This window comes from Haloechinothrix salitolerans (genome assembly GCF_042662605.1).
Classification (GTDB): domain Bacteria; phylum Actinomycetota; class Actinomycetes; order Mycobacteriales; family Pseudonocardiaceae; genus Haloechinothrix_A; species Haloechinothrix_A salitolerans.
In genome coordinates, this window is sequence record NZ_JBHSXX010000001.1 from 5,299,313 (window position 1) to 5,323,640 (window position 24,328).

At 68.3% G+C, this 24,328-nt stretch carries 23 protein-coding genes and 2 pseudogenes; 16 read left to right on the forward strand and 9 right to left on the reverse strand.

The annotated features are described in order from the left end of the window. Positions 1-54: 54 nt before the first annotated feature. Entirely contained in the window at positions 55-1,185 is a 1,131-nt protein-coding gene (locus ACFQGD_RS25200; protein ID WP_345399353.1) for an alkaline phosphatase family protein, read from the reverse strand. Between the two features lie 72 nt (positions 1,186-1,257). Between ACFQGD_RS25200 and ACFQGD_RS25205 the strand changes: the two genes are divergently transcribed. Continuing rightward, positions 1,258-1,482, forward strand: coding sequence for an FmdB family zinc ribbon protein (locus ACFQGD_RS25205; RefSeq protein ID WP_345399356.1), 225 nt, complete (start codon positions 1,258-1,260; stop codon positions 1,480-1,482). 45 nt (positions 1,483-1,527) lie between these two features. Here ACFQGD_RS25205 and ACFQGD_RS25210 read toward each other — a convergent pair whose 3' ends face one another. From ACFQGD_RS25210 to nucS, 4 genes are all read right to left on the reverse strand, one after another. Next, positions 1,528-2,148, reverse strand: a complete 621-nt coding sequence (locus ACFQGD_RS25210; protein ID WP_345399359.1) for a hypothetical protein — start codon at positions 2,146-2,148, stop codon at positions 1,528-1,530. A 147-nt stretch (positions 2,149-2,295) separates the two neighbouring features. Continuing rightward, complete coding sequence (locus ACFQGD_RS25215; RefSeq protein WP_345399362.1) at positions 2,296-4,071, reverse strand: 3-hydroxyacyl-CoA dehydrogenase family protein; 1,776 nt, start codon at positions 4,069-4,071, stop codon at positions 2,296-2,298. Between the two features lie 122 nt (positions 4,072-4,193). Next, entirely contained in the window at positions 4,194-5,180 is a 987-nt protein-coding gene (locus ACFQGD_RS25220; protein WP_345399365.1) for a hypothetical protein, read from the reverse strand. Positions 5,181-5,463: 283 nt separating this feature from the next. Continuing rightward, a complete protein-coding gene (gene nucS / locus ACFQGD_RS25225; protein ID WP_345399368.1) occupies positions 5,464-6,138 on the reverse strand; it encodes an endonuclease NucS in 675 nt (224 codons plus the stop codon). 29 nt (positions 6,139-6,167) lie between these two features. Here nucS and ACFQGD_RS25230 point away from each other — a divergent pair, with 29 nt between their 5' ends. After that, a complete protein-coding gene (locus ACFQGD_RS25230) occupies positions 6,168-6,701 on the forward strand; it encodes an NUDIX domain-containing protein (protein ID WP_390221102.1) in 534 nt (177 codons plus the stop codon). Between the two features lie 168 nt (positions 6,702-6,869). Here the strand turns inward: ACFQGD_RS25230 and ACFQGD_RS25235 are convergent. After that, a pseudogene (locus ACFQGD_RS25235) lies at positions 6,870-8,392 on the reverse strand (IS1634 family transposase). A 107-nt stretch (positions 8,393-8,499) separates the two neighbouring features. Between ACFQGD_RS25235 and ACFQGD_RS25240 the strand changes: the two are divergent. The 4 genes and pseudogenes from ACFQGD_RS25240 to ACFQGD_RS25255 all read left to right on the forward strand — a co-directional run. Then, positions 8,500-8,631, forward strand: a pseudogene (locus ACFQGD_RS25240) (ADP-ribose pyrophosphatase); the annotation flags it as partial. Positions 8,632-8,745: 114 nt separating this feature from the next. Beyond that, positions 8,746-9,732: a GlxA family transcriptional regulator gene (locus ACFQGD_RS25245; protein WP_345401672.1), complete on the forward strand. Its 987-nt coding sequence runs from the start codon at positions 8,746-8,748 to the stop codon at positions 9,730-9,732. Then, positions 9,732-10,448 carry a DJ-1/PfpI family protein gene (locus ACFQGD_RS25250; protein ID WP_345401674.1) on the forward strand — a complete coding sequence of 239 codons (717 nt, stop codon included), beginning with the start codon at positions 9,732-9,734 and terminating at the stop codon, positions 10,446-10,448. The genes ACFQGD_RS25245 and ACFQGD_RS25250 overlap by 1 nt, the downstream gene beginning before the upstream one ends. Positions 10,449-10,516: 68 nt before the next feature. Continuing rightward, positions 10,517-10,936, forward strand: a complete 420-nt coding sequence (locus ACFQGD_RS25255; RefSeq protein ID WP_345401677.1) for a hypothetical protein — start codon at positions 10,517-10,519, stop codon at positions 10,934-10,936. A 6-nt stretch (positions 10,937-10,942) separates the two neighbouring features. Here the strand turns inward: ACFQGD_RS25255 and ACFQGD_RS25260 are convergent, their stop codons facing one another. Beyond that, complete coding sequence (locus ACFQGD_RS25260; RefSeq protein ID WP_345401680.1) at positions 10,943-11,716, reverse strand: enoyl-CoA hydratase-related protein; 774 nt, start codon at positions 11,714-11,716, stop codon at positions 10,943-10,945. A gap of 186 nt (positions 11,717-11,902) precedes the next feature. Between ACFQGD_RS25260 and ACFQGD_RS25265 the strand changes: the two genes are divergently transcribed. Genes ACFQGD_RS25265 through ACFQGD_RS25275 form a run of 3 tightly spaced genes read left to right on the forward strand, consistent with a single transcriptional unit; the run spans position 11,903 to position 14,183 of the window. Beyond that, on the forward strand, positions 11,903-12,100 hold the full coding sequence (locus ACFQGD_RS25265; protein ID WP_345401683.1) for a hypothetical protein: 198 nt from the start codon (positions 11,903-11,905) through the stop codon (positions 12,098-12,100). Positions 12,101-12,142: 42 nt separating this feature from the next. Next, positions 12,143-12,895 carry a hypothetical protein gene (locus ACFQGD_RS25270; protein WP_345401686.1) on the forward strand — a complete coding sequence of 251 codons (753 nt, stop codon included), beginning with the start codon at positions 12,143-12,145 and terminating at the stop codon, positions 12,893-12,895. A 40-nt stretch (positions 12,896-12,935) separates the two neighbouring features. Continuing rightward, a complete protein-coding gene (locus tag ACFQGD_RS25275; protein WP_345401689.1) occupies positions 12,936-14,183 on the forward strand; it encodes a M24 family metallopeptidase in 1,248 nt (415 codons plus the stop codon). Positions 14,184-14,190: 7 nt separating this feature from the next. Here the strand turns inward: ACFQGD_RS25275 and ACFQGD_RS25280 are convergent, their stop codons facing one another. Continuing rightward, positions 14,191-15,096 (reverse strand): LysR family transcriptional regulator, encoded by a 906-nt coding sequence (locus tag ACFQGD_RS25280; RefSeq protein ID WP_345401692.1) that lies wholly within the window; start codon positions 15,094-15,096, stop codon positions 14,191-14,193. A gap of 71 nt (positions 15,097-15,167) precedes the next feature. Between ACFQGD_RS25280 and ACFQGD_RS25285 the strand changes: the two genes are divergently transcribed. From ACFQGD_RS25285 to ehuA, 6 genes are all read left to right on the forward strand, one after another. Further along, complete coding sequence (locus ACFQGD_RS25285) at positions 15,168-16,358, forward strand: M24 family metallopeptidase (protein ID WP_345401695.1); 1,191 nt, start codon at positions 15,168-15,170, stop codon at positions 16,356-16,358. Next, entirely contained in the window at positions 16,358-17,542 is a 1,185-nt protein-coding gene (locus tag ACFQGD_RS25290) for a mandelate racemase/muconate lactonizing enzyme family protein (protein ID WP_345401698.1), read from the forward strand. Before ACFQGD_RS25285 ends, ACFQGD_RS25290 begins: the two co-directional genes overlap by 1 nt. A 185-nt stretch (positions 17,543-17,727) precedes the next feature. Next, complete coding sequence (ehuB, locus tag ACFQGD_RS25295; RefSeq protein ID WP_345401701.1) at positions 17,728-18,621, forward strand: ectoine/hydroxyectoine ABC transporter substrate-binding protein EhuB; 894 nt, start codon at positions 17,728-17,730, stop codon at positions 18,619-18,621. A gap of 85 nt (positions 18,622-18,706) precedes the next feature. Next, complete coding sequence (locus tag ACFQGD_RS25300; protein WP_345401857.1) at positions 18,707-19,705, forward strand: amino acid ABC transporter permease; 999 nt, start codon at positions 18,707-18,709, stop codon at positions 19,703-19,705. Continuing rightward, positions 19,702-20,562 (forward strand): ectoine/hydroxyectoine ABC transporter permease subunit EhuD, encoded by an 861-nt coding sequence (gene ehuD / locus ACFQGD_RS25305; protein WP_345401704.1) that lies wholly within the window; start codon positions 19,702-19,704, stop codon positions 20,560-20,562. The genes ACFQGD_RS25300 and ehuD overlap by 4 nt, the downstream gene beginning before the upstream one ends. Next, complete coding sequence (gene ehuA, locus ACFQGD_RS25310) at positions 20,549-21,367, forward strand: ectoine/hydroxyectoine ABC transporter ATP-binding protein EhuA (protein WP_345401707.1); 819 nt, start codon at positions 20,549-20,551, stop codon at positions 21,365-21,367. The genes ehuD and ehuA overlap by 14 nt, the downstream gene beginning before the upstream one ends. A gap of 46 nt (positions 21,368-21,413) precedes the next feature. Here the strand turns inward: ehuA and ACFQGD_RS25315 are convergent, their stop codons facing one another. Beyond that, entirely contained in the window at positions 21,414-23,429 is a 2,016-nt protein-coding gene (locus tag ACFQGD_RS25315; RefSeq protein ID WP_345401710.1) for a protein meaA, read from the reverse strand. Between the two features lie 139 nt (positions 23,430-23,568). Between ACFQGD_RS25315 and ACFQGD_RS25320 the strand changes: the two genes are divergently transcribed. Then, positions 23,569-24,192, forward strand: a complete 624-nt coding sequence (locus ACFQGD_RS25320) for a LysE family translocator (RefSeq protein WP_345401713.1) — start codon at positions 23,569-23,571, stop codon at positions 24,190-24,192. Positions 24,193-24,328: the final 136 nt, after the last annotated feature.

Genomic DNA, 24,328 nt, shown 5'->3' on the forward strand with positions numbered 1-24,328 from the left:
CGCCGGGCTTGGCGCAGCGTGGCCCGCGCCACGAGACGTCGACCTCCGCTGGCCTCAGCCGTAGGCCAATACCAGCGGCACGAGCTGTTCCGCCGAGGTCAGCGAGCCGTGATGACCGCGCAGCGAGGACTCGATCGGCTCGACCGTGCGACGCAGCACCGCGGACCGGCCACGCGAAGCGACGACGACGTCCCCGATCCGCTCCCGCACCGAGGCGGTGACGCCCGAGCCGAACCAGCCGGTGTCGATGGCCTCCTCGCCGCTGACCACCCATGCCCGCTCGCCGAGCGTGTCCCGCCACGCGGCGAGCACATCGGACGCCGCGCCGTCCACTGTGTACACATGCCTGGCACGGGCCTCACCACCGAGCGCACGCACACCGTCTCGCAACGGCTCGCTGCTGTCGGCGTCCACAACGGACTCGTCGATCTCGACCATGCCGTGATCAGCGACGACGGCGAGTACGGCTCCGGGCGGCAACTCGTCGACGAGCGTCGCGACCAACAGGTCGACGTGGCGTAGCTGGATCCGCCATGCCCTCGATCCCGGCCCGTACAGGTGCCCGACGAAGTCCAGCATCGCGTGGTAGCCGTAGCAGAACCCACCCTGGTCCAACGCGGCGAGCATCGACGCGCTCAGATCACCCAGCGCGTGCACGCCGATGTAATGCCCACCCCGAAGGACGGCCTGTGTCATCCCGGAGTGGGTGAACTCCGCGCTCGACACCACCCGGACGTCGACTCCCGCCGACGTCGCGCGCTCGAACGCGGTCGGCATCGGCTGCAGCACCGCGGGGTCGACCGTCCCGCGGAGGTCCTCGCCCCACGGATGCACCCGCCAGCGCAGCGCGTTCATGACGCCCACGTCCGGCAGGTCGAACGAGTACCCGACCATGCCGTGTTGCCCGGAACAGGTGCCGGTGCCGATCGCGGCGAGCCCCGCCGACGTCGTCGACGGGTAACCGACCTGCAGTGTGCCGCTGCGCAGCCGGGCCAGCGTCGGCGCGTCGGTCGCATAGGTGTCGAGGAGTTCGGCGCCGAGGCCGTCGATGAGCAACACCGCCGCGGAGTTCACGTTGGCGATGTCGAGGGTGTTCTCGAAGCCGGGCGTGCCTATCGCCGCGAGCAGGGACGGCGTGACCTCGGCGAGGTGCGGAATCCCATCGGGTGGTGCGGGTCGGTCCATGCCCTTCAGGGTGCCTGATCACGGGTGGCGACGGGGTTCGACCTAAGCCGGACATGCGCGATAATCGGAAGCATGCCGACTTATGCATACCGGTGCCGCGAGTGCACCACCACCTTCGAGGTGAACCGGCCGATGACCGAGGCGAGTACGCCCGCGGCGTGCCCCGAGGGCCACGACGACACCGTCAAGCTGCTGACCACGGTCGCGCTGACCGGCCGCTCCACACCAAGCGCCGCCGCGAGCCCTGCCCCCGCGGCACCGGCAGGCGGGTGCTGCGGGGGCGGCTGCTGCGGCTGAGCCCGGACGCTCGGCGAGCGGGCCCGAGCCGCGCGGGTTAACGCCTCACACCATCTCGGGCACGTGGAGGTGTGCCAGTGCCAGTTCGAACTCACAAACGTCGAGCACCTCGACACCCGCCTCGCGCGCACCGGTGAGCCGGAGCGAGTCGGCCTCGTCGCGGGTGCGTTCCATGGCGGCGCTGTCGTCGTAGGTCACCGAGGACACCGCGATGCCGGACTCTCTGTCGATCATCAGGCTCGCGCTGCAGAAACCCTCCAGCTCCCGCATCGCGGGCAGCATGCCCATCCGGTAGACGTCGATGGCGCGGTCGACCGCGTCAGTGTCGAACCGCACCCAGGTCGCCCGCACGCAGGCGCCGTGATGCGAAGGGTGGTCGCGGTGCAGCACCGCGATCTCCCATTCGTCCACCTGCGCTCGGTTGCCCATGATCTCCGCGGCCCGCTCGCGCATCGGCCGCGCCATGTCCTCGCTGGCCCGCATACTCTCCATCGAATCCCACGCGCTGGTGGCGATACAGCGGCCCGATTCCCGGTCCACCAGCATGGAAAGCCCAACGCAGCCAGGCATCTCCATGAGCGCGGGCATGACGTCATCGCGGATGAAGGCGATGCCGTTGTCGATCGAATCCAGGTGCGCCTGCACCGTGGTGGAACGCGCGTACACGCCTCTCCACCCCCTTCCGATCGGGGCAGCGCCCCGGCGGCGCCGCCGGTCGCCTCTCAGCCTGCGCCGCCCCCGCCATGGTCGCAACGCCAGCTCACCCGCACGCGCGATGCACCGTTAGGGCCACCCCGGCGATCAGGCCCGCGATCAGCCGTAGTCCCAGAAGCCCTGCCCGGTCTTGCGACCCAGCCGACCGGCTCTGACCAGGTGTTCCAGCAACGGTGCCGGTGAAAACCCGGCTTCACGGAACTCGTTGAACAGCGTCCGCTGGATGGCGAGCGAAACGTCGAGCCCGACGACGTCCAGCAGCTCGAACGGTCCCATCGGCAGCGAGCAGCCGACCTTCATCGCGGTGTCGATGTCGCCGGCCTTCGCGTAGTGCGCCTCGAGCATCTTCACCGCGTCGTTGAGGTACGGGAACAGCAGCGCGTTGACGATGAACCCGGCCCGGTCGCCGCAGCGCACCGGTACCTTTCGCACCTTCGCGCAGACGTCGGTGACGGTGGCCTCGACGTCCGGCGCGGTGTTGATCGTGCTGACCACCTCGACCAGTTTCATCACCTGCGCAGGGTTGAAGAAGTGCATCCCGATGACGTCGGCCGGACGGCTGGTCGCCGCCGCGCACTCCACCACGGGCAGTGACGATGTCGTGGTCGCGAGCACCGCTCCGGGCTTCACGGCGGCGTCCAATGCGGTGAACACCTCGCGCTTGACGTCGATGTCCTCGGCGACTGCCTCCACCACGAGGTCGACGTCGGCGAGCGCGCTGAAGTCCACCGCCGGGGTGATGCGAGAGATCGCGGCCTCGGCGTCCTCCGCTGCCATTCGACCCTTCGCCACCGCCTTATCCAGCGACTTCCGCACCTTCGCGATCGCGCCGTTGGCCTTGTCCTCGCCGCGGGCGCGCAGCACGACGTCGTAGCCCGACTTGGCGAACACCTCCACGATGCCGGTCGCCATGGTGCCCGTGCCAACGACGCCAATCGCACGCACCGGCCGCGCGCCGGACGCCGCCGACGCGTTGTCCGGGGTGAACGCGTCCGCGACGACGGTCGGCGAGTCGGGCGCGTCGTAGGTGTAGAAGCCCCTGCCGGTCTTCCGGCCAAGCAGGCCCGCCGTGATCATCTGCTTGAGGATCGGCGCTGGCGCGTGCCGCCGGTCCCGCGACTGGTGGTACATCGAGTCGAGGATTTCGTACGCCGTGTCCAGCCCGATCAGGTCGATCAGCGCCAGCGGCCCCATCGGGTAGCCGCAGCCGAAGCGCATCGCGGCGTCCAGATCCTCGCGAGTGGCGTACTTCTGCTCGTACATCGTCACCGCGTGGTTGAGGTAGCCGAACAGCAGCGCGTTGGCGATGAACCCCGCGCGGTCCCCGGTGACCACCGGGCTCTTGCCGATCCGCGCGGCCAGCGCGACGACGTCGTCCACGACGTCCTGCTCGGTGACGACGGTGCGCACCACCTCGACCAGCGCCATCACCGGGGCGGGGTTGAAGAAGTGCAGGCCGACGACCTTGCTTGGCCGCGGTGTGTGGACGCCGATCTCGGTGATGGACAGCGACGACGTGTTGGACGCCAGGATCACCTCCGGCTTGGTGATCTTGGCGAGTTGCTCGAACAAGTCGCCTTTGGCGTCGAGGTGTTCCGGAATCGCCTCCACGACGAGGTCGACGTCGGCCAGCGCTTCCAGCGACGTCGTGTAGGTGATCCGGTCGAGCAGGGCCTCGCGCGCCGCGTCGTCCAGCTTGCCCTTCGCGAGCGCCCGCTCCGTGGAGTGTTCGATGTGCCCGCGCGACCGCGCGATGCAGTCGTCATTCAGCTCGACCCCGACTACGGGGATGCCGCTGCGGGCGAACACCTCCGCGATACCGGCACCCATGGTGCCAAGGCCGACCACTCCAACAGATGCGAACTCACGCGGCATGCGGGCCTCCGATGCTCAGTCGCCACCCTCGGCTACTACTGGGTAAGGTTCCGATAGTGCCACGGATCACGTCCCAAGGCAGCGCGGCGACCGGGGGATTTTCCGCGCCTCGATGTGTCCGCTCAGTTACCGGGTAGTTCGGGCAGCACGGATTTGGCGAGCGTGACAGCTTTCCGGCACGCCTGCTTCGGCGTCTCGTCTCCGCCGACGCGCTGGTAGCTCACCCGCACCGTCTCGGCGATGTGGTCCCCGTTCCGCCGATGCACCCACTCCACGTCGCAGTCAGCCGTTCCGGTGCCACTGCTCGCCACGAACGCGGTTACGCCGCCCGGGAGCGTGGTCTTCTTGGTGCGTTCATTCGTGAGGATGTCCCGCCCGAAGCGGAAACGCACCATCGCCACGCGGGACCCCGCCGAGAAGTGACATCCGTGCAGACGATATGGCCGCGCGTCGATGTCACCGCCAAGAAACCGCCCCATAGCGAAAGTGCCGAATCGAGTGCAGACGTCCAGTGTGCGCAGCGAGTGCCGCACGACGTCGACCCTGGGTGGGGCGGACCGCAGCTGCCGAATGACCTGACCCAGCACGGTGTACCCGGTCACGCAGGCGTCGCCGTCGGCGGCGCTCAGATGCGCGCGGACACCCATGGCCGGGTCCTCCGACGTCAGGACGTCGACGAAGCAGGTGTCCTCGTCGAGCCGATCCGCCCGCGCGGGCAACCCTTCGATGCCACCGGTGGCCTTCTCCGGCAAACCAACGACGGCGTCGCCGAGGGTGAGCCCGACCCGCACCTCGTTCCCGCGCGCGTCGGTGAACGACCTGCTACAACTCTCCGCGTTGGTCGCGTACGGCTCGCCATCTGGCGTGCCGATGTCTCGCATCACCTCCGGCGCGAGCAGCGCGCAGACGTCGACATCCCGTAGCGCGGCGGGAGCCAACGACGGCTCGTTCACCGGACCACTGCCCGGTGTCGGGGTGATGGTGGTGCGCTCGTAGGTGCGTTTGCTCAGGTCCGCACCAGCGCAGCCCGCGAGAAGGGACAGGCCTCCAAGAACCACCCAGATCAACGTCCGCGTCAGCCCACGACCGCGTCGAAGAGAGAACAACACGACACGAACGGTATCCACCGACACCGACGTCGCGTGGCACAACCGCCAAAGCACCCTCCGGCGGCTGCGGAGTCACCGCGCGATCAGTCTCGCGCGCGTGGGGTTAGCCGCAGTTGGAGCAGCAGCCACACCCAGGGCCGGAACACTTGCCGCAGCCGCATCCGCATCCGTTCATGACACCCTCCGTATCGTCGGATGCGCATAACGCTACGCACGACGGCAAGGCAGGGACAACCTCCACCCGAGCGATGCACTCTGGGTAACGGTGGCTCCGTGGTGGACGTCAGAACAGGCGAAACTCGTCCGGTTCGATGCCGCGCAACGCGTCGTAGTCCAGCGTCACGCACCGGATGCCGCGATCCTCGGCGAGCGTGCGGGCCTGCGGCTTGATCTGCTGCGCCGCGAACACCCCGGACACCGGCGACAGCAGCGGATCCCGGTTGAGTAGGTCGAGGTAGCGCGTCAACTGCTCGACGCCGTCGATCTCGCCCCTGCGCTTGATCTCGACCGCCACCGTCGCGCCGCCCTCGTCCCGGCACAGGATGTCGACCGGACCGATCGCGGTGGGGTATTCGCGCCGAATCAGGCTGTAGCCGTCGCCGAGGGTGGTGATGTGCTCGGCGAGCAGTTTCTGCAGGTGCGCCTCGACGCCGTCTTTGACCAGCCCCGGCTCCGCGCCGAGTTCCTGGCCATGATCGTGCAACAGCTCCTCGATGGTGATGACGAGCTTTTCGCCCGCCTTGTTCTGCACCGTCCACAGCGCACCGCCGTCGTCGCGGTACTCCTCGGTGAGCCAGCACGGCGGGCTCATCCAGTTCAGCGGCTTGTACGCGCGGTCGTCGGAGTGCACCGACACCGACCCGTCGGATTTGACCAGCAACAACCGGGTGGCCATCGGCAGGTGGGCCGTCAGCCTGCCCGCGTAGTCCACCTCACACCGGGCGATCACCAAACGCACGCGACGCAGCCTAGGCGACAATGCGAGGCATGGAGACGCTGGGTTCGCGCGAGGTGTACGCCAACAACTGGATGAGTGTGCGGGAGGACGACATCCGCCGGGCGGATGGTTCCGACGGCATCTACGGCGTGGTCGACAAGCCGGACTACGCGCTGGTCATCCCGCTGGACGGCGATCACGTGCACCTTGTCGAGCAGTTCCGCTACCCGCTCGGTCTGCGACGCTGGGAGTTTCCGCAGGGCACGGCGCCCGACCGGGGGCACATGGCGGCGGACGAGCTCGCGGTGCGGGAGCTTCGGGAGGAGACCGGACTCAGCGCTGCCAGCATGGTCGAGATCGGACTGCTCGACGTCGCGCCGGGCCTTTCCAGCCAGCGCGGCCGGATCTTCCTGGCGACGGGGCTCACCGAGGGAGAACACGCCCGCGAGCTGGAAGAGCAGGACATGCGCACCGGATGGTTCACCCGATCGGAGTTCGAAAAGATGATCAGCGACGGGGAGGTCACCGACGCGCAGTCCATCGCGGCCTACGCACAGTTGCTGCTGCACGAGCGGCGGTCGTAACGCGGCTGGGCGCCACACGCCGAACCTGCCGCCGGGGCGCACACACCACGAGATGTCCGAATCCGAGGGGTTCGTGTCCTTGTAGCCATGCGTACGGTGGCGCACGCTTAGGCCGTGACCATCGATCGGCTCGTGCTCATCGTCGTCTATGACCCGAGTTTTGCCAAGTTAGTGCGTAGGCTGGCTGACCGTGTTGATGGCGTCGAGCGCGTGTTGGAGGTCGTCGGGTAGTGGGTCGGCGGCTGTGATGGTCTGTTCGCCTGCCTGGATCTCGACGGTTCGGTAGCGGCGGGCGGTGCGGACGAACTTTTTGATCGACCAGCCGGTGGCGTCTTCGATCCAGCGAGACACGGCGAGGGCGGCGAAGACGATGGTCAGGTGGGCCTCGATGGAGTCGCGTTTGCGGGCATAGATCGGCCGGGCCTGGAGGTCGTGTTTGGACATTCGAAACGACTTTTCAATCTGGAACAGCTGGTGGTAGGCGCCGATGACGAACTCCGCGGTCGCGCCCTCGAGGTTGGTGACATAGCCCTTCAGGCCAGCCAGGGCGCGGGCTTTGGCCTCGAGGTCGCGGTTGACGGTCTTGGTGGCGCCGGTGAGCTGGAGGAACCGGTTGCGCTTGACCGCTACCTTTCCGGCGACGGCTTTCTCGGCTTTGGCGATCTGCTCGTCGATGCCGCGCAGCGTCCGGCGGCCCGATCGTGCTTGTATTGGTAGTGGATCACCTGGTCGCGGCGGTTGTCGGTGTGCCCGGCGGGCCAGGGCTGGGTGAAGATCTGCCCGTCGGCGATCGCCGTGTTGGGATGCTTCTGGCGCCACTCGGCCACCACATAGGGAACGTCGGGGATGCGCATGCCGAGGATGAACGACAACCCAGCCTTTTCGATGTCACGCTTGTTCGCGTCGGAGATCATTCCCGCGTCGGCCACGATCGTGACGTCGGTCAGCCGGTGCGCGGCCATGAACGCCTGGATCGACGGCAGCATGGTGGCGGTCTCGGCCTTGTTGCCCTCGAACGCGTTGACCATCAACGGAAACCCGGTCGCGTCGGTGAGCAGCCCGATCGTGATCTGCGGTTCCAACCGCCGCTCCTTCGAAAACCCCGGCTCGCGGAATCCGTCACCGGCATCCGCCTCGAAGTACAACGTGGAAACGTCGTAGAGCACCAGGCTCGCCGGCCCGAGCCCGGCATGGGCGGCACACACCGCCGCCAGCCGCTCCCGCCACGCATCGGCGGCGAACACCGGCAGGCGACGGTTCACCGTCCGATACGACGGCGCCTGCACCCCAACCTCGTCGAGAACCCGCAGCGAGTCCAACTTGCTGGTCGGCTCGATGATCCGCGCCAACACCAGACCCCGGAACACCTCGTCACCCTCGGCCGCGGCATCGAAGCCCAGCGCGTCATACGCCCGCGAGAGCGCATCCCACAGGTGCCCCATCCGCGACGATCGGATCGGCAACGGCCCACCAGCCCTCCCACCTGCCTGGCCAGCGGACTCGAGACCGAGTTCGAGCTCGCCCTGACCAGCAGCCAGCCGCTGCCGCGCCGCAGCCTTCAACAGCTCCACCTCGGCGTCGTCGTGCGCCGAACCAACGTGCTCGATATCGCGCGACCCCCGCCGCGACGAGTGCACGATCTGCACCGCCGTCGCCCCCGAAGCCGTCTTCACCGTGCGCACATACGCCACCCGGCCACTCTACGACCCCATTTAGTGCGCAAATCAGCCCAGCAACCAAGGCAAAACCGCAGGTCAACGGCTCGCGCTCGTCACGGTCTGCCGAACGTGGCAAAAGTCAGGAGCAGGACATGCGCACCGGATGGTTCACCCGATCGGAGTTCGAAAAGATGATCAGCGACGGGGAGGTCACCGACGCGCAGTCCATCGCGGCCTACGCACAGTTGCTGCTGCACGAGCGGCGGTCGTAACGCGGCTGGGCGCCACACGCCGAACCTGCCGCCGGGGCGCACACACCACGAGATGTCCGAATCCGAGGGGTTCGTGTCCTTGTAGCCATGCGTACGGTGGCGCACGCTTAGGCCGTGACCATCGATCGGCTCGTGCTCATCGTCGTCTATGAGGGCGTGCAACTCCTCGACGTCGCCGGACCCGCCGAGGTGTTCTCGACCGCCGCCAAGATCAACGGTGGCTCCGGCTACCGGCTGGTGATCGCCTCGCCCGACGGCGACGCGGTGCGCACCGACTCGGGGCTCACCCTCGGAGTCGACATCGCGCTCGCCGACGCGCCCGCGCGTGTGGACACTCTGGTAGTCGCCGGTGGGCTTGGCGCGTTCACCGCCGTCGAGTCACCCGAACTGCTCGCCGCGCTCGCACCCCTGCGCAACGCACGACGTGTGTGCTCGGTGTGCACCGGCGCGCTGCTGCTCGCGGCGACGGGATGGCTGCGCGGCAGACGCGCGACGACGCACTGGATGGCCTGCGGCGACCTGGCGTGCCGCCACCCAGACATCGACGTCGAGCCGGATCGGATCTTCGTGCGGGACGACGACGTCTACACCTCGGCAGGCGTCACCGCCGGGATGGACCTCGCGCTCGCGCTGGTGGAGGACGACCACGGAGCCGAGCTGGCCAGGGCGGTCGCCCGCGCGCTGGTCCTATTCCTGCAACGGCCTGGCGGACAGTCGCAGTTCTCCGCACGGCTGGATCACCCGGTACCCGCCGACACGACGTTGCGGCCCGTGCTGGACACGATCATCACCGACCCGGCCGCCGACCATCGGCTGCCCAACCTCGCCGCGCGCGCCGCCGTCTCCGAACGCCATCTAACCCGGCTGTTTCTCCAGCACACCGGAACCACACCGGGGCGATTCGTAGAACGGGTCCGGGTCGAGGCCGCGCGCGGGCTGCTGGAGCGCGAGGCACTCGGCGTGCGGGCGGTGGCGGCCCGAACCGGCTTCGGCAGCGAGGAAACCCTGCGGCGCGCGTTCCTCCGGGTGCTTGGCGTCGCGCCATCGGAGTACCGCGCGCGGTTCCGCTCCGCGCAGCCCGAGTTCGAGGAGGTCAGTTGATGCAGGTGGCGATCGTGTTCTATCCCGGCATGACGGCGCTGGACGCCATCGGTCCGTACGAGGTGCTGCGGCAACTGCCCGGCGCGACGGTGCGCTTCGTCGGCCGCGAGGTCGGTCCGGTCGCGACCGACAGCGGCGTGCTGTTCCTCGGCGTTACCCACACCTACGCCGAGACGCCATCACCCGATCTGGTGCTGGTGCCGGGCGGGACGTCGGTCGCCACGCCGATGGCCGACACCGAGCTGACCGGCTGGCTGCGGCAGGTACACCGCACGACGACGTGGACGACGTCCGTCTGCACCGGGGCGATGATCCTCGCGGCGGCGGGCATCCTCGACGGCGTACCAGCGACGACGCACTGGCTTGCGCAACGCGCTCTCGGTGCCATGGGCGCGCGACCGCGACAGGACGAGCGGATCGTTGTCGACGGCAAGGTCGCCACGGCGGCGGGGGTGTCGGCGGGCATCGACCTCGGGCTGTGGCTGGCCGGCGAGATCGCGGGAAGGCAGGTAGCGGAGACGATCCAGCTCGGCATCGAGTACGAACCGCGGCCACCGTTCGACTCCGGGCATCCGAGCAAGGCGTCGTCGCGCACCCGGTCGATGGCCAGGACGGGGCTCATCGCGCAGGGCACCAGTCTCAGCGAGGCGGTCGCGATCCCGAAGGTGGCCTGGCGTCGCGCGCTCGACGTCTACCGCAAGAAGGCTCGGGCGTGACAACGCTGTCACAACCGGACGTGCCATCTCGTCATGTCGACAACAGCACGCCGAACGGGGAGAGCGCCATGAACAGGTACATCGCGACGGTGACGACGCTAGCCGGGCTCGCGACGGCGACCATCGGGGTGTGGGGGCTGGTGCATCCGACATCGTTCGGGGAGTTCGCTGGCTTCGGCTACCACGAGCATTTCCTGCACGACATCGGCGCGTTTCAGCTCGGACTCGGCGTCACGCTGCTGCTGGCGGCGCTGTGGTCGGACGCCCTCGCGACCGTACTAGCGGGTTTCCTGGTGGCGAACACCGCACACACCGTCAATCACGCCGTCGACCTCCACCTGGGCGGCGACGCGTGGCAGGCATGGGCGCTCGGCGCGGTGTCGGTCGCCGTCGCCGTCGCATTAGTGCTCCGGTTCCGGCAGCTTGGCAACAGCACGACCGAGCCGACCCGGACGCCGGAACGACCGGACGCCGATGTGCGCGGCTGACTCGCCCTACTCAGGCCACTCGGGCTTGCGCTTGTTCAGGAACGCCGCCATGCCCTCGCGCGCGGCGTCCGACTGCGAGGCACGCGCCATGACGTCGAGCGCGACGTCGTAGGCCTCCTCCTCGGGCCGGTCGAGCTGCGCGTACAGCGTGCGCTTGCCGAGTGCCTTGCTCGCCCTGCTCCCCCGCGTCGCCCTGCCGAGCAGGTCCGCCACGGCGTCGTCCAGATCGGCGTCCGGCACGACGCGGTTGACCAGTCCCCACTGTTCGGCCGTGCGCGCGTCGATGGGGTCGCCCGTGAGCGCCAACTCCATCAGTCGCTTGCGTCCCACCGACCGAGCCACCGGAACGGCGGGCGTGTGGCAGAACCAGCCGCCCTTGCCACCCGGCAGCGCGAATCCGGCCGACTCCGCGGCTACCGCGAGGTCACAGGACGCGACCAACTGGCAGCCCGCCGCCGTCGCCAACCCGTGTACCCGCGCGATAACCACCTGCGGCACCGACTGGATGGTGCGCATCAGCTCGGTGCAGAGCTCGAGCAGCTCACGCACACCGTCGAAGTCGCGCTCGGCGACGTCACCGAAGTCGTGGCCCGCCGAGAACACCGGCCCCTCACCCGCGAGCACGATTCCGGTCGCGTCGGTTTCGCCCGCCTCGGTGAACGCGTCCAGCAGCTCCGCGAGGTGGTCCCCGGACAGCGAGTTCCTGCGCGCGGCGCGGTTCATCGTGATGGTCACCGTGTCGCCCTCGCGCTTGACGACGATGTGCTGGTAGTCGGCCATGCCTACCAAACTAACGCCGCCAGGGCTACGAATCGAGGGCGAGAAACCCAACTCGACGCGAACGCATCGCCGTGTCGGAACTGACATCCACGGAACTGTCGGCCCCCGGGCTTATGATCACGACACGAACCGGTTCCGTCGTGCGACATCAGAACAACGGCAGCCGCCCGCGAGCGGCGGGAACGGATGATGGAGATGGTCAGCGAGCAAGATCGCGAAGAGCTGGCCCACGCGGCCGAGCTGTTGACGCACGTGATCGAGCGCCACCGCAGCGAGGATCTGCGCGCGGTCAGCATCTTCACCTCGGCATTGCAGGAGATCAAGATCGGCCAGCGCTATCTCGACGGCGACCGCGAGCGCAGCGACGCCAGCCAGCGCGACTGACGCGAGTGCCACCGTCACCGGATCGCGCGACATGATGGAGGCATGAACGACACGGTGACGATCGCGGGCCGGTTCAACGGACCGCCCCGCTCAGCCAACGGTGGGTACGCGTGCGGCATCACCGCCCGTGCCCATACGCACGGCACCGCGCAGACCACCCTGCGCGTGCCACCCCCGGTCGAACGGCCGATGCGCGTCGACGTCAGCGAGGACTCCGCCAGTCTTTACGACGGCGACACGCTCGTCGCGCAGGCCAGCCCCGCGACGGTCGACGTCGACCTGCCGACACCGGTGACCCCGGCCGAGGCCAAGGACGCCGCCGACCACTTCGACCACGACGCCTACCGGGCGATGCACTACTTCCCCACCTGCTTCACCTGCGGCCCCGGCCGCGCCGAGGGCGACGGGCTGCGGCTGTTCCCCGGCAGGGTGAACCGGCCGGAGCCGATGATCGCCTGGCCGTGGACGCCCGACCCGTCGCTGCCTCGGGAGGATGGCGGGCTCGATCCGCTGATCCTGTGGGCCGCGCTGGACTGCCCGAGTGGCTGGGCCACCTACTACTCCCGCGACCCGCACCCGCACGTGCTCGGCAGCCTCGCCGCCCGCATCGAACGGCTGCCCGAGCCGGGTGAACCGACCGTCGTCGCTGGGTGGCCGATCGCCGACGACGGCCGCAAGGAACGCTCCGCGTCCACGATCTGGTCGACGGACGGCGAACTGCTCGCGGTCGGTGCGGCGACGTGGATCGCGCTGACCGAGGAGCAGTTCGCGCGGTTCCGTGGAGCCGTCAGCTAACTCCGATGACCCGATGGGGTGTGGTTTGTAGCCTGGCGGGATGCGTCGAGCGGAGCGACACCCCAGCGGACCCGATCTCGCGGGACTCGAATCCGATGTCCCGCCGCGCTGGCTCACGCCGAACGCTGTCACGGAACTCGTCGACGGCGCGCGGCTGCCGTTCGACGCGGGCGAGTACGAAATGCGGCTCGCCCGCGTGCGCGAACGGATGGCGGACAGGGGTCTGGACGCCGTGCTGGTGTTCCGACCGTCCAGTGTGGAGTACCTGTGTGGGTACCACACGGCGGAACGCCTGCCGCAGCCGTTGCTGGTGACCGAGTCGGACGTCGTGCTGTACGTCCCAGACTTCGAGGTCGGCCGCGCGTTGGTCAGCGGCCGCGCGCCGACGGTGCGGTACTTCCGATACGCCTCCGCGAGCCGCGCGCTGCGACGTGTCACCGACCATGTCTCCCGGTTTCTGCCGAGGCGGGCACGCATCGCCGTCGAGCTGACGCACCCGGCGGCGCCGCCCCAGGTGGCGGACATGCTCCGGCACGACGACCTAGCCGTGATCGACGGTGACTTCCTGGTGGAACGGGTCCGGCTCGTGCTGTCCGAGGCCGAGATCCGGTGCGTCGAGCGGGCCGCCGTCGCGACGCAACGCGGTGTCGAGGCGGCGGTCGAAGCGGCCCGTGAGCCGGACGCGACCGACGCCGCACTCGCCGCGGCGATCAGTGCGGCCCTGCTCCGCGACGCGAACTCCGCGTCGGCCTGGGGGCCGACCGTGGCCACCGGCTCCCGGGCGGGTATCCCACACTCCACCGTCGGACACGTCCCGCTCAGCCCAGACTCGACATTCATGGAGTTCTCCGGCGCGCACCACCGCTACCACGCGCCGGTCATGCGCACCCTGTACCACTCGCGACCGTCGTCCTCGATCGAGAAGTTGGCCGACCTTGCCACCACGGCGCTGGCTGCTGTTCTCGACACGGCACGGGCAGGCGTCACCTGCTCGGACGTCGCCATGCGAGCCGCAAAGGCTGTCGACCCGTTGCCGGACGACGTCGTCTTCCACGAGCTCTTCGGCTACCCAGTCGGGCTCGCACACCCTCCCCATTGGATGGACGGCGCGCCGTTCACCATCACCGTCGACAATCCCGCGCCGCTGGTGGCGGGAATGGTCTTCCACATTCCCGCCTCGTTTCGCAGGTTCGGTGAGGCAGGCGTCGGTCTCAGCCAGACCTTCGTGGTGGAGTCCACCGGTACCCGCGTACTGACCCACGGTGCGGCCGAGCCGCTCGTGCTGTGACCGCTCTTTAACCCTCGCCAGCGACCTCGGCGGCCACCATGCGCAGCGCGGCCAGCACCGCCGCGATCGGCGGGTTGCGGCTACTACCAGCCCGCACCGCCACCGAGATCGTCCGGGACAACGCTGGCTCGGCGATTTCGCGCAGCTGGACGTGGGTCGACATCGACTCAAGCGCGAGCCGGGGCACCAGCGACACCCCGAGACCCGCCTCGACCAGCGCGAAGATCACCGTGTAGTCCGAACTGGTGAAGTCCAGTGCTGGCGCGAACCCGGCGAGCCCGCAGGCCCGCTCCAGCATCACGCGCAGCTCGTCGTCCCGCTGCGCGGCGATCCACGGTTGCTCGGCCAGCTCGCCTAGCTCGATCGGCCCGCCCGGTACCCGCACACTGGCGGGGAACGCGGCGAGCAACGGCTCGGTCAGCAACTCCTCCGTCGTCACGCCGGGGACGCGCACGCGCGGCAGCAGGTTGTAGGAGTACACCAGCGCGACGTCGACGTCACCTGATTTGAGGGCGTCGATCGCCTGTTCCTGCTCGGTCAGGCGTATCCGCAGGTCGGAGTGCTCGGCGCGGCACCGCGCGATCGCCCCGGGCACCAGCGCCCGCGCCGCCGTGGGGAACGCGGCGATGGTCAGCACACCCTGCACCGTCGAGGACAGCTCCGCGACCCCGGCCTCGGCGGCTTCGAGGTCCGCGAGCAGCCGTTCGGTGTGCTCAACGAGCACACGCGCGGCCTCGGTGAGCACCAGACGACGTCCATCGCGGATCAGCAGCGGGCTGCCGACCTCCCGTTCCAGCAGCGCCAGCTGCTGCGACACCGCGGACGGCGTCAGCGAGCACACCCGCGCGGTCGCGGCGATCGTGCCGTGCTGGGACAGCTCTCGCAGCAGCCGGAGCCTGCGCACGTCCAACATGTAGTAAATCTAATGGCCGCAGCAAGAAATCATCGCTGGTTCTGATGGTCAGGCGGCCGCATGCTGGCGGTGTGAACACCGATCTGAGCCTCGCCACCTCGGCACACGACCCTGCCCTCGACGCCGCGAACCCCACGCCTGACTCCGAACACGCGGCCCGGCTCGCGGCGTTGCGCGCCAGGATGGCCGACGCCGACCTCGCCGCCGTCGCCCTCGCCAGCCCGGAACGCATCTACTACCTCACCGGACTGGACCACCTCGGCTACTTCGCCTTCACCCTCCTGCTCGTGCCCGCTACCGGCGAGCCGGTGATCGTCACCCGTGCCATGGAGCGGCCCACCATCGCCGCGCAACTTCCCCACTGCCGTCACGTGACCTTCGCGGACGGCGACGACCCCGCGATAGCCGTCGCGGCGGTGCTCGGCGAGCTCGTACCCAACGGCGCGACGGTCGGAGTCGAGGCGAGCGCCCTGTTCTTCCCACCCACGATCCTCGCCCGCATCCGCGCCGCGACGCCGTGGCTGCACCTGCGCGACACAGATGCGCTGCTCAGCGATGCCATGGCGGTGAAGTCGCCCGCCGAGATCGCGCTGACCCGCCGCGCGGCAGGCATCTCGGACGCCGCCATGACGGCGGGGATCTCCGCCGCCCGTCCCGGCGCGGGCGAACACGACGTCGCCGCGGCCGTGCACCATGCGATGTACGCGGCTGGCGGGCAACAGCCAGGCTTCGCGCCGCTGATCCGGCCGCTGTCGCTACTCAACCAGGAGCATGTCTCCTGGCAACCGCGCCCGCTCGAAGCGGGCACGGGACTGTTCCTTGAACTGTCCGGCTGCGTCGCGCGCTACCACGCCCCGCTGAGCAGGACCATCTACCTCGGCGGTCTGCCCGACGGCGCCGCGGAGGCGCACGCCGCCGCGCTCGCGGGCCTGCACGCCGCCCGCGACGCGCTGCGTCCCGGCGTCACCACCGGGCAGGTCTACGCGCGCTGGCAGCACGCCGTCGCGGGATCGGACTCTCCCGCGTGGCCGCTACGGCATCACTGCGGCTACCTCGTCGGCATCGGCTTCCCACCAAGCTGGGTCGGTGGCGGCGAGGTGTTGGGCATCCGCGCCGACGGCGGGACCCCGATCGCAGCGGGCATGACGTTCCATCTGATGTCGTGGGTGGCTGGCCACGTCGTCTCCGACACCGCGCTGGTCACCCCACACGACGCTGAACTGCTGACCACAACCCCACGAGACCTCACGGTGGTGATCTGATGCGTATCACGAAGCTGCACGCGACCCCGGTGGCCGTGCCGTTCCGCGTCGACGAGGTGTGGGCGTTCGGACGCCGACGCGGCTTGATCAGCGTGCTGCTCGAAGTCGAGACCGACGAGGGCATTGTCGGCATCGGCGAGGCGGCGGCCTACCCGTCGGTCGACGTCGTCCTCGCGGTGCTGCGCGGCCTGGAGCCGCTGGTCATCGGTGAGGATCCGTTCGCGATCGAACGGCTCGTGCGGCGCATCGACCTTGTCGGAACCTGGCACCACGTCCGCGCGAGCAGCCCCGCGATCGCCGCCGTCGAGATGGCGTGCTGGGACATCGTCGGCAAGGCGTGCGGACAGCCGTTGGTGAACCTGTTCGGCGGTCGGTTCCGCGACGACGTCGAGTGCTTCTACTACGTCGCGGCTGGCACGCCGGACGCCGTAGCCACCGAGGCGGCGTCGGCCACCAAGCACGGCTTCACGACGTGCTACCTCAAGGTGGGCTCGGACGACCCGCGCAACGACATCGCGCGAGTGGAGGCACTGCGCGACGGCGCTGGCCCGGACGCGAAGCTGCGCGTCGACGCGAACGAGGCATGGTCGCCAGGAGAGGCCGTCCGAATCATCCGCGAGCTGCAACGCTTCCACCTGGAGCTGGTCGAGCAGCCGGTATCTGGCAGGGCGCTGCCCGAGATGGCCTACGTCCGCGAACGCATTGACGTGCCGTTGCTAGCCAACGAAGCGAGCTGGACCCGGCACGACCAACTCGCGGTGATCCGCGCCGGTGCGGCGGACGTACTCAGCGCGGACAACCAGATGGATGGTGGCCTGCTCAACCTCAAGCGTTCGGCGGGTATCGCCGAGGCCGCGGGGCTGACCGTGGTCAAGCACAGCCTCGGTGAGCTGGGTGTCGCGCTCGCCGCGGCGGTACACGTCATCGCCGCTACCCCGAACTTCCGCTACGCCAACCAGGCGTACGGCTCGTTGCTGGCCGATGACGTCACCGACGGTTTCGGGGGTGGCGCCGAGTTGTACGTCGACGGCCGCGTGCCGGTACCGGATGGACCCGGACTCGGCATACGGCTTGATCCCGATCGGGTGAATCGCTACTCGGAGCTGTATCGCACGGACAGCGGCGCGTTCGCCTTCAGTGACCCAGCGGCGTTGTCCGCCGCCCACGCGCTGCCCAAGCTATGACTCGACTTTGAGCGATCAACACGGAAGGCCGCGCCGCTCCGAGCCATCCGCACGGCGTGTCGCCACCATCAGAGCAGGTCAGTCCCCGTTGATTACGACCTTGCAAGAATTGTGTCCGTGTGAGTGATCAGTGCCCTAGGGTGTCGACAACACAACGTGAACGAGACGAAGAGGAGGTCCCCAAAATGCGGGCCATCCACACCAGCAGACTTCGCCGCCGTCTTGCCGTACTCGTTGGAGCCGCCGCGCTGGCGCTAGCCGGCTGTGGGGACGGGGGCGATGGCGGCGAAGCCGGCGATGGCAGCGGTCTGCCGCCGAAGGACCAGCCACTGACCATCGGCATCGCCAACGAGCAGCCCTACGGCTTCAAGAAGGGCGATGAGGTGACTGGCTTCTCGCCCGATGTCGCCCGAGCCGTGCTCAAGGAAATGGGCTACACCAACTTCAAGTTCGAGGTCGTCGATTTCGGCGCGCTGATCAAGAACCTCCAGGCGGAGAATTTCGACATCGTCGCGGCGGGCATGTACCTCACACCCGAACGCATGAAGCAGGTCGCGTTCTCCGACCCGGACTACTGCATCGGCGAGTCGCTCGCGGTGAAGCAGGGCAACCCGGAGAACATCGAGGACTACCAGTCCTTCGTCGACAATCCGGACCTCACGCTCGCCGTAGCCAGCGGCACCGTCGAGGTCGGGTACGCCGAGGACGCGGGCATCCCGGACAAGCAGCTGAAGACGTACTCCGGCATCGACCAGATGTACGCCGCGCTGGAGGCCGGTGAGGTCGACGCCGTGACCGGCACCGCGGCGACCGTCACGTCGCAGGTCGAGGCTCGCAGCGGGATTGAGGCCGTGGAGTCGTTCATCCCACAGGACAGCGTTCCGCCATGCGGCGGCTACGCCTTCCGTCTCGAGGACCAGGAGTTCCGGGACGCCTTCAACGAGCAGCTGAACGAGTTCCGCGAGGACGGCACCACCACGGAGATCATCACCAAGTACGTGGACCAGAACGGTCCCACGGCTGAGGACGTGGCCAAGGCCAACGAGATGACCACGGAGGACTTCAAGGAAGCGCCGTAGAAAGCTGAGTCACTTGTACTGTTTCCGGGGCCGGGCAGTCCGGCCCCGGAAACAGTCGGCCTGACATCGAGGTGATGCCGTGAGTATGAACGGGCCCAGCTATAGCACCGCCACACCCGAGATCGAGCACCCTCGCACCAAGCTGGTGCAGCTGCTTGGCTTCCTCAGCATCCCAATCCCGCTGCTGGGGCCGGTCGCCTGGTGGATGGGCAACGAAGAACTCCGTAAGCGGGATGACGGCGACCGCGCACAACTAATCCTTGGCAGAACCATCGGCATGGTGATGTCCATCCTGTTGATGGTCGGGCTCGTGCTCCTGGCCGCCCTGTGGGTGGTCGCCAAAAGCTGGCTGCTGACCGGCGGCCAATACGAGACCCTGGTCAAAGCCTCGCTGGTGACGATCCAGATCCTGGCCTACTCCTTCGCGCTCGGGATCGTGCTCTCCCTCATCGTCGGGGTGGCGCGCCTGTCCGAACGCCGGTGGGTCCGTGGTGCCGCCCTCGCGTTCGTGGAGTTCGCGCGGGGGATCTCATCGATCATCCTGCTCTTCATCATGGCTGTCGCCATCCCGATCCTGCTGGACGTCCCGCAGACCTCGAAGATCCTGCTGGCCTCGATCGCACTCGGCATCAACATGGGCGGCTACGGCGCGGAGATTATCCGCGGCGCGATCCTGTCAGTCCCGAAGGGACAGACAGAGGCGTCGCTCTCGCTGAACCTCTCCCCGACGCAGCGGCTGCGCTACGTGGTCCTGCCGCAGGCGATGAGGGTCATCCTGCCACCGATGGGCAACCTGACCATCGAGATCTTGAAGGGAACAGCGCTGGTCAGCCTGGTCGGCGTCACCGACATCATGCAGTCCGCGAACAACATCCGGCAGGCGCAGCTCTTCGACCAGGCAGGCACCCAAACCGTCCTGTTGCTCAACGTGCTCGTTCTCTACTTCATCCTGGCCCAGGTCGTGAACGTGCTGTTCAAGCTGTGGGAACGGCGGGTGGAACAGCGATATAAGGGCGGCCCGGCGCTGTCACCGGACCAGTTGCCCGCCCATATTCGACACTCAACTCCTGGAGTGACGGGATGAGCACCATGGAAAACGCGGCCGCGACAGCCGCAGAAGATCAGGAGATCGAGGAGTACCGGCCGCATCGCAAGTGGTACCGGCGTCCGGACATCATGGTGCCGGTCCTGCTGATCCTGCTGGTCTATGCGCTTCTCGTGGGCTATGTAGAGTCGCCGAACTTCTTCCGGACGAAGATGGAGGCCCCCAGTGGGCTCGTGAACTTCGACTGGATGTGGTTCTTCCACCTGATCCCGCTCATGCTGCAGGGTCTGCTGGTCACGATCAAAGGCGCCCTGCTTGGTTTCGCCGTCGCGGTGGTCCTTGGCCTCTTCTTCGCTCTCGGGCGACGGTCGAAGCTGCCCTTCGTCAGCTGGCCCGTGATCGCTGTCATCGAGTTCATCCGCTCAACGCCGGTGCTGGTGCAGCTGTTCTTCTGGCTGGCGTTGGAGCGCACCATCCCGGTCATCGACCTCTCGCCGATCGCGCTGCTGATGGTCGGACTCGGCGTCCACTACGCCACCTACTGCTCCGAGGCCTACCGTGCCGGCATCAACAGCGTCGACAAGGGCCAGTGGGAGGCGGCCACCGCACTCAACCTCAGTCCGGTCACCAAGTGGACGAGGGTGGTCCTCCCGCAAGCCGTGCCCAACGTGCTGCCCGCGCTGGGCAACTACCTGGTCGCCGCGTTCAAGGACGCGCCGATGGCCTTCATCATCGGTGTCCACGGCGTGCTCTTCTTCGCCGACCAGGTGGCCGCCGAGACCTTCCGAGTGACCGAGCCATACCTGATCGCCGGTGTCGGCTTCCTGATGGCGAGCCTGCCGGCCGCCTGGGCCGTCCGCCAGCTCGAAAGGAAGATCGCCTATGAGCGAGTCTAAGACCGTTACGGCGCCTGAGGGCGTCTCAGGGAAGGGCGCGGCAGGCGTCCGCTTCCACGGGGTCAACAAGGCGTTCGGCACCAACGTGGTGCTGCGCGACCTCGATCTCGACGTCGCGCCGGGAGAGCGCGTCGTCATCATCGGCCCGTCGGGATCGGGCAAAACCACGATCCTGCGGGTCACGATGACCCTTGAACGGCCAGACTCCGGCACTGTCCAGATCGGCGGCCGCCACCTCTACCACGAGCAGCACGGGGACAAGCTGCGCCCGGCACGGGAGAAGCACATCAGCGAGGTGCGCTCCGACATCGGCATGGTGTTCCAGCACTTCAACCTGTTCCCGCACATGACAGCGCTGGAGAACATCATGCTCGCGCCGATGAAGGTGCACGGAAAGTCGCGCACCGAGGCCAGCGACGTCGGCATGGAGCTTCTCAACAAGGTCGGGCTGGCCCACGCGGCCAACCAGACCCCTGGCCAGCTCTCCGGCGGTCAGAAGCAGCGGGTGGCCATCGCGCGGTCCCTGGCGTGCGAGCCCCGCGTGATGCTCTTCGACGAGGTCACCTCCGCGCTCGACCCCGAGCTGGTCGGCGAGGTGCTCAACGTGTTGCGCGATATCGCCCAGGAGGGCAACACCACGATGCTGCTGGTGACGCACGAGATGGCGTTCGCGCGGGAAATGGCCGACCGGCTGCTGATGTTCGACAACGGACAAGTCATCGAGTCCGGCAGGCCGGCTGACGTCCTCGACCATCCCCAGAACGAGCGCACCCAAGCGTTCCTCGGGGCGGTCAAGCAGCACTGAGCGTCCGAGGCGCGGGGCCGCGCCCACGCCGTCAGGGTGGGCGCTGTCAGGACAGGCCCCGCGCCTCGCGCACGACCGTGACGATCTCGTCCATGATCTCGGTCAGCTCGTAGTCCTTCGGGGTGAACACCCGCGCTATGCCGCGTTCGGTGAGCGACGCGGCATCGTCGCTCGGGATGATGCCACCGACGATCACCGGCACGTCGCCCGCGCCCGCCGCGCGCAGCCCGTCGACCACCTCGGGCACCACCTCGAGGTGCGAGCCGGACAGCACCGACAGCCCGACGACGTGCACGCCCTCCTGTACCGCCGCCGCGACGATCTGCTGCGGCGTGAGCCGGATGCCCTGGTAGATCACCTCGAACCCGGCATCACGAGCGCGCACGGCGACCTGCTCGGCGCCGTTGGAGTGCCCGTCGAGGCCCGGCTTGCCAACCAGCATCCGCAGTCGTTCGCCCAGCTCGTCCCCGGTGGCGGTGACCCGCTCCCGCACCCGCGCGAGCTCGTCGCCGGAGCCGCTGGTCGACGTCGCCGTCACGCCGGTCGGCGCGCGGTACTCGCCGAACACCTCGCGCAGCGCGCCGGCCCACTCCCCCGTCGTCACGCCAGCCTTGGCGCACGCGATCGTGGCCTCGAACAGGTTCTCCGAAGTGCCGGCGACCGTCTTGAGGGTGTCCAGCGCGGCGGCGACAGCGTCGTTGTCCCGCTCGGCGCGCCACTTCTCCAGCGCGGCGACCGCCTGCTTCTCCACCTCGGGATCGACCGTCTCGATCGCCTGTGCGCCTTCGGCTTGCAGCGGGCTCGGCTCGGTGGTGTCGAACTTGTTGACGCCGACGAGCACCCGCTCGCCGGTCTCAACCTTGCGCCGGTACTCGCCGAGCGACGACACCAGCTCGGACTTCATGTAGCCGCTCTCCACCGCCGCGACCGCGCCGCCGAGGTCCTGCACGCGGTCGATCTCGGCCCGCGCGCCCTCGACGATCTCGTTGACCCGTGCCTCGACCACGGTCGAGCCCTCGAACAGGTCGCCGTATTCGAGCAGGTCGGTCTCGAACGCCAGCACCTGCTGCATCCGCAACGCCCACTGCTGGTCCCACGGCCTCGGCAGGCCCAGCGCCTCGTTCCAAGCGGGCAGCTGGATCGCGCGCGCCCGCGCGTCGCGGGAGAGCGTCACCGCGAGCATCTCCAGCACGATGCGCTGGACGTTGTTCTCCGGCTGTGCCTCGGTTAGCCCGAGCGAGTTCACCTGGACGCCGTAGCGGAATCGGCGTGCCTTGGCATCGGTGACGCCGTACCGGTCTCGGGTGATCTCGTCCCAGAGCTGGACAAACGCCCGCATCTTGCACATTTCCTCGACGAACCGCACCCCGGCGTTGACGAAGAACGAAATGCGGGAGACGACGCGGGCCATGTCCTCCTCGGTGACCTGCCCGGAATCGCGCACCGCGTCGAGCACGGCGATCGCGGTGCTCATGGCGTACGCGACCTCCTGCGTCGGTGTCGCGCCGGCTTCCTGGAGGTGGTAGCTGCAGATGTTGATCGGGTTCCACTTCGGCGCGTGGTGCACAGTCCACGCGATGACGTCTGTGGTCAGCCGCAGGCTCGGACCAGGCGGGAAGATGTAGGTGCCCCGCGACAGGTACTCCTTGATGACGTCGTTCTGCGTGGTGCCGGTGAGCCGCGCGAGGACGTCGTCCACGTTCACGCCCTGCTCGCGCGCCTGTTCCTCGGCGACCGTCACGTACAGCGCGAGCAGCCACATCGCGGGCGCGTTGATCGTCATCGACGTGTTGGCCTCGGCTAGCGGGATCCCGTCGAACAGCTGGCGCATGTCGCCGATGTGGCTGACCGGCACGCCCACCTTGCCGACCTCACCGCGCGAGAGCGGGTGGTCGGCGTCGTAGCCGGTCTGGGTGGGGAGGTCGAAGGCAACCGACAGGCCCGTCTGCCCCTTGGCGAGGTTGCGACGGTAGAGCTCGTTGGACGCCGTCGCCGACGAGTGTCCGGCGTAGGTCCGCATCACCCAGGGGCGATCGCGCTCGTTGTCGGCTGGGTACGGCATCTGTCGACCTCCGAGATTGCTGGCGTGCTTACCCGATCTCATCAGAGTACTGGCCAGTAACCTCGGAGCGCGAGAGCACATTCACACCGCCCAAAGGGCTCGAGAGAAATCCGTTGCGAGCCCCGCTAGCGTGACGGCTATGGGAACGTCGTGGAGCGAGTATGGCAGCTATCTCGTGCTGGTCGTGCTCTTGGTGATCGCGCCAGGGCCCGACACCATGGTCATGCTGAAAAACTCGCTCTCGAGTGGTGGCAGAGGCGGGCTGGCCAGCATCAGCGGCATCGCGAGCGGCAACATCCTCAACGGCAGCGCGGCGGCGCTCGGCCTTGGTGCGCTCGTCGCGCAGTCACAGACGTTGTTCACCGTGCTGCGCTGGTTCGGCGTCGCCTACCTGTGCTACCTCGGCGTGCAGGCGCTGCGCGCGGCGTGGCGCGGCGAGTACGGCGGCGACGTCGGTGCGGCTCGACGTTCCGGTGGGTTCCGCTGCTTCCGTGAAGGATTCCTGTCCAACGTCACCAACCCGAAGGTCCTTGTGATGTACCTGTCGGTGTTGCCGCAGTTCATCGACCCGGCACAGACGTCGATAGCCGAGGCGCTGCTGCTGGCGAACACCGTCGGTGTGCTCGGCGCGATCTGGTTGCTGCTCCTGCTGTTCGTGGTGCGGCGCGCCAGGGTGTGGCTGAACCGGCGCCACGTGCGGCGGTCCATGGACGCGCTGACCGGCACCGCGCTCGTCGGCTTCGGGGCGGCGCTGGCGTCGTAAGTCGCGCTAGCGCCGCGAGGTGGGGACTTTCGGCCCACTACGTGGGGACTTTAGGCCCGTAACTCCCACCCTCCGTACTCGAAGAATCACGTGCCGACACCGCAGGAAAGGCGCCACCCCAGGAGGTATTGCTTTC

What these genes read in the sequence shown, in the direction of transcription:
- ACFQGD_RS25200 (WP_345399353.1), bottom strand. Translation starts at nt 1,185, where the DNA reads ATGGACCGACCCGCACCACCCGATGGGATTCCGCACCTCGCCGAGGTC.
- ACFQGD_RS25205 (WP_345399356.1), top strand. Translation starts at nt 1,258, where the DNA reads ATGCCGACTTATGCATACCGGTGCCGCGAGTGCACCACCACCTTCGAG.
- ACFQGD_RS25215 (WP_345399362.1), bottom strand. Translation starts at nt 4,071, where the DNA reads ATGCCGCGTGAGTTCGCATCTGTTGGAGTGGTCGGCCTTGGCACCATG.
- ACFQGD_RS25230 (WP_390221102.1), top strand. Translation starts at nt 6,168, where the DNA reads ATGGAGACGCTGGGTTCGCGCGAGGTGTACGCCAACAACTGGATGAGT.
- ACFQGD_RS25250 (WP_345401674.1), top strand. Translation starts at nt 9,732, where the DNA reads ATGCAGGTGGCGATCGTGTTCTATCCCGGCATGACGGCGCTGGACGCC.
- ACFQGD_RS25255 (WP_345401677.1), top strand. Translation starts at nt 10,517, where the DNA reads ATGAACAGGTACATCGCGACGGTGACGACGCTAGCCGGGCTCGCGACG.
- ACFQGD_RS25260 (WP_345401680.1), bottom strand. Translation starts at nt 11,716, where the DNA reads ATGGCCGACTACCAGCACATCGTCGTCAAGCGCGAGGGCGACACGGTG.
- ACFQGD_RS25265 (WP_345401683.1), top strand. Translation starts at nt 11,903, where the DNA reads ATGATGGAGATGGTCAGCGAGCAAGATCGCGAAGAGCTGGCCCACGCG.
- ACFQGD_RS25270 (WP_345401686.1), top strand. Translation starts at nt 12,143, where the DNA reads ATGAACGACACGGTGACGATCGCGGGCCGGTTCAACGGACCGCCCCGC.
- ACFQGD_RS25275 (WP_345401689.1), top strand. Translation starts at nt 12,936, where the DNA reads ATGCGTCGAGCGGAGCGACACCCCAGCGGACCCGATCTCGCGGGACTC.
- ACFQGD_RS25280 (WP_345401692.1), bottom strand. Translation starts at nt 15,096, where the DNA reads ATGTTGGACGTGCGCAGGCTCCGGCTGCTGCGAGAGCTGTCCCAGCAC.
- ACFQGD_RS25290 (WP_345401698.1), top strand. Translation starts at nt 16,358, where the DNA reads ATGCGTATCACGAAGCTGCACGCGACCCCGGTGGCCGTGCCGTTCCGC.
- ehuB (WP_345401701.1), top strand. Translation starts at nt 17,728, where the DNA reads ATGCGGGCCATCCACACCAGCAGACTTCGCCGCCGTCTTGCCGTACTC.
- ACFQGD_RS25300 (WP_345401857.1), top strand. Translation starts at nt 18,707, where the DNA reads ATGAACGGGCCCAGCTATAGCACCGCCACACCCGAGATCGAGCACCCT.
- ehuD (WP_345401704.1), top strand. Translation starts at nt 19,702, where the DNA reads ATGAGCACCATGGAAAACGCGGCCGCGACAGCCGCAGAAGATCAGGAG.
- ehuA (WP_345401707.1), top strand. Translation starts at nt 20,549, where the DNA reads ATGAGCGAGTCTAAGACCGTTACGGCGCCTGAGGGCGTCTCAGGGAAG.
- ACFQGD_RS25315 (WP_345401710.1), bottom strand. Translation starts at nt 23,429, where the DNA reads ATGCCGTACCCAGCCGACAACGAGCGCGATCGCCCCTGGGTGATGCGG.
- ACFQGD_RS25320 (WP_345401713.1), top strand. Translation starts at nt 23,569, where the DNA reads ATGGGAACGTCGTGGAGCGAGTATGGCAGCTATCTCGTGCTGGTCGTG.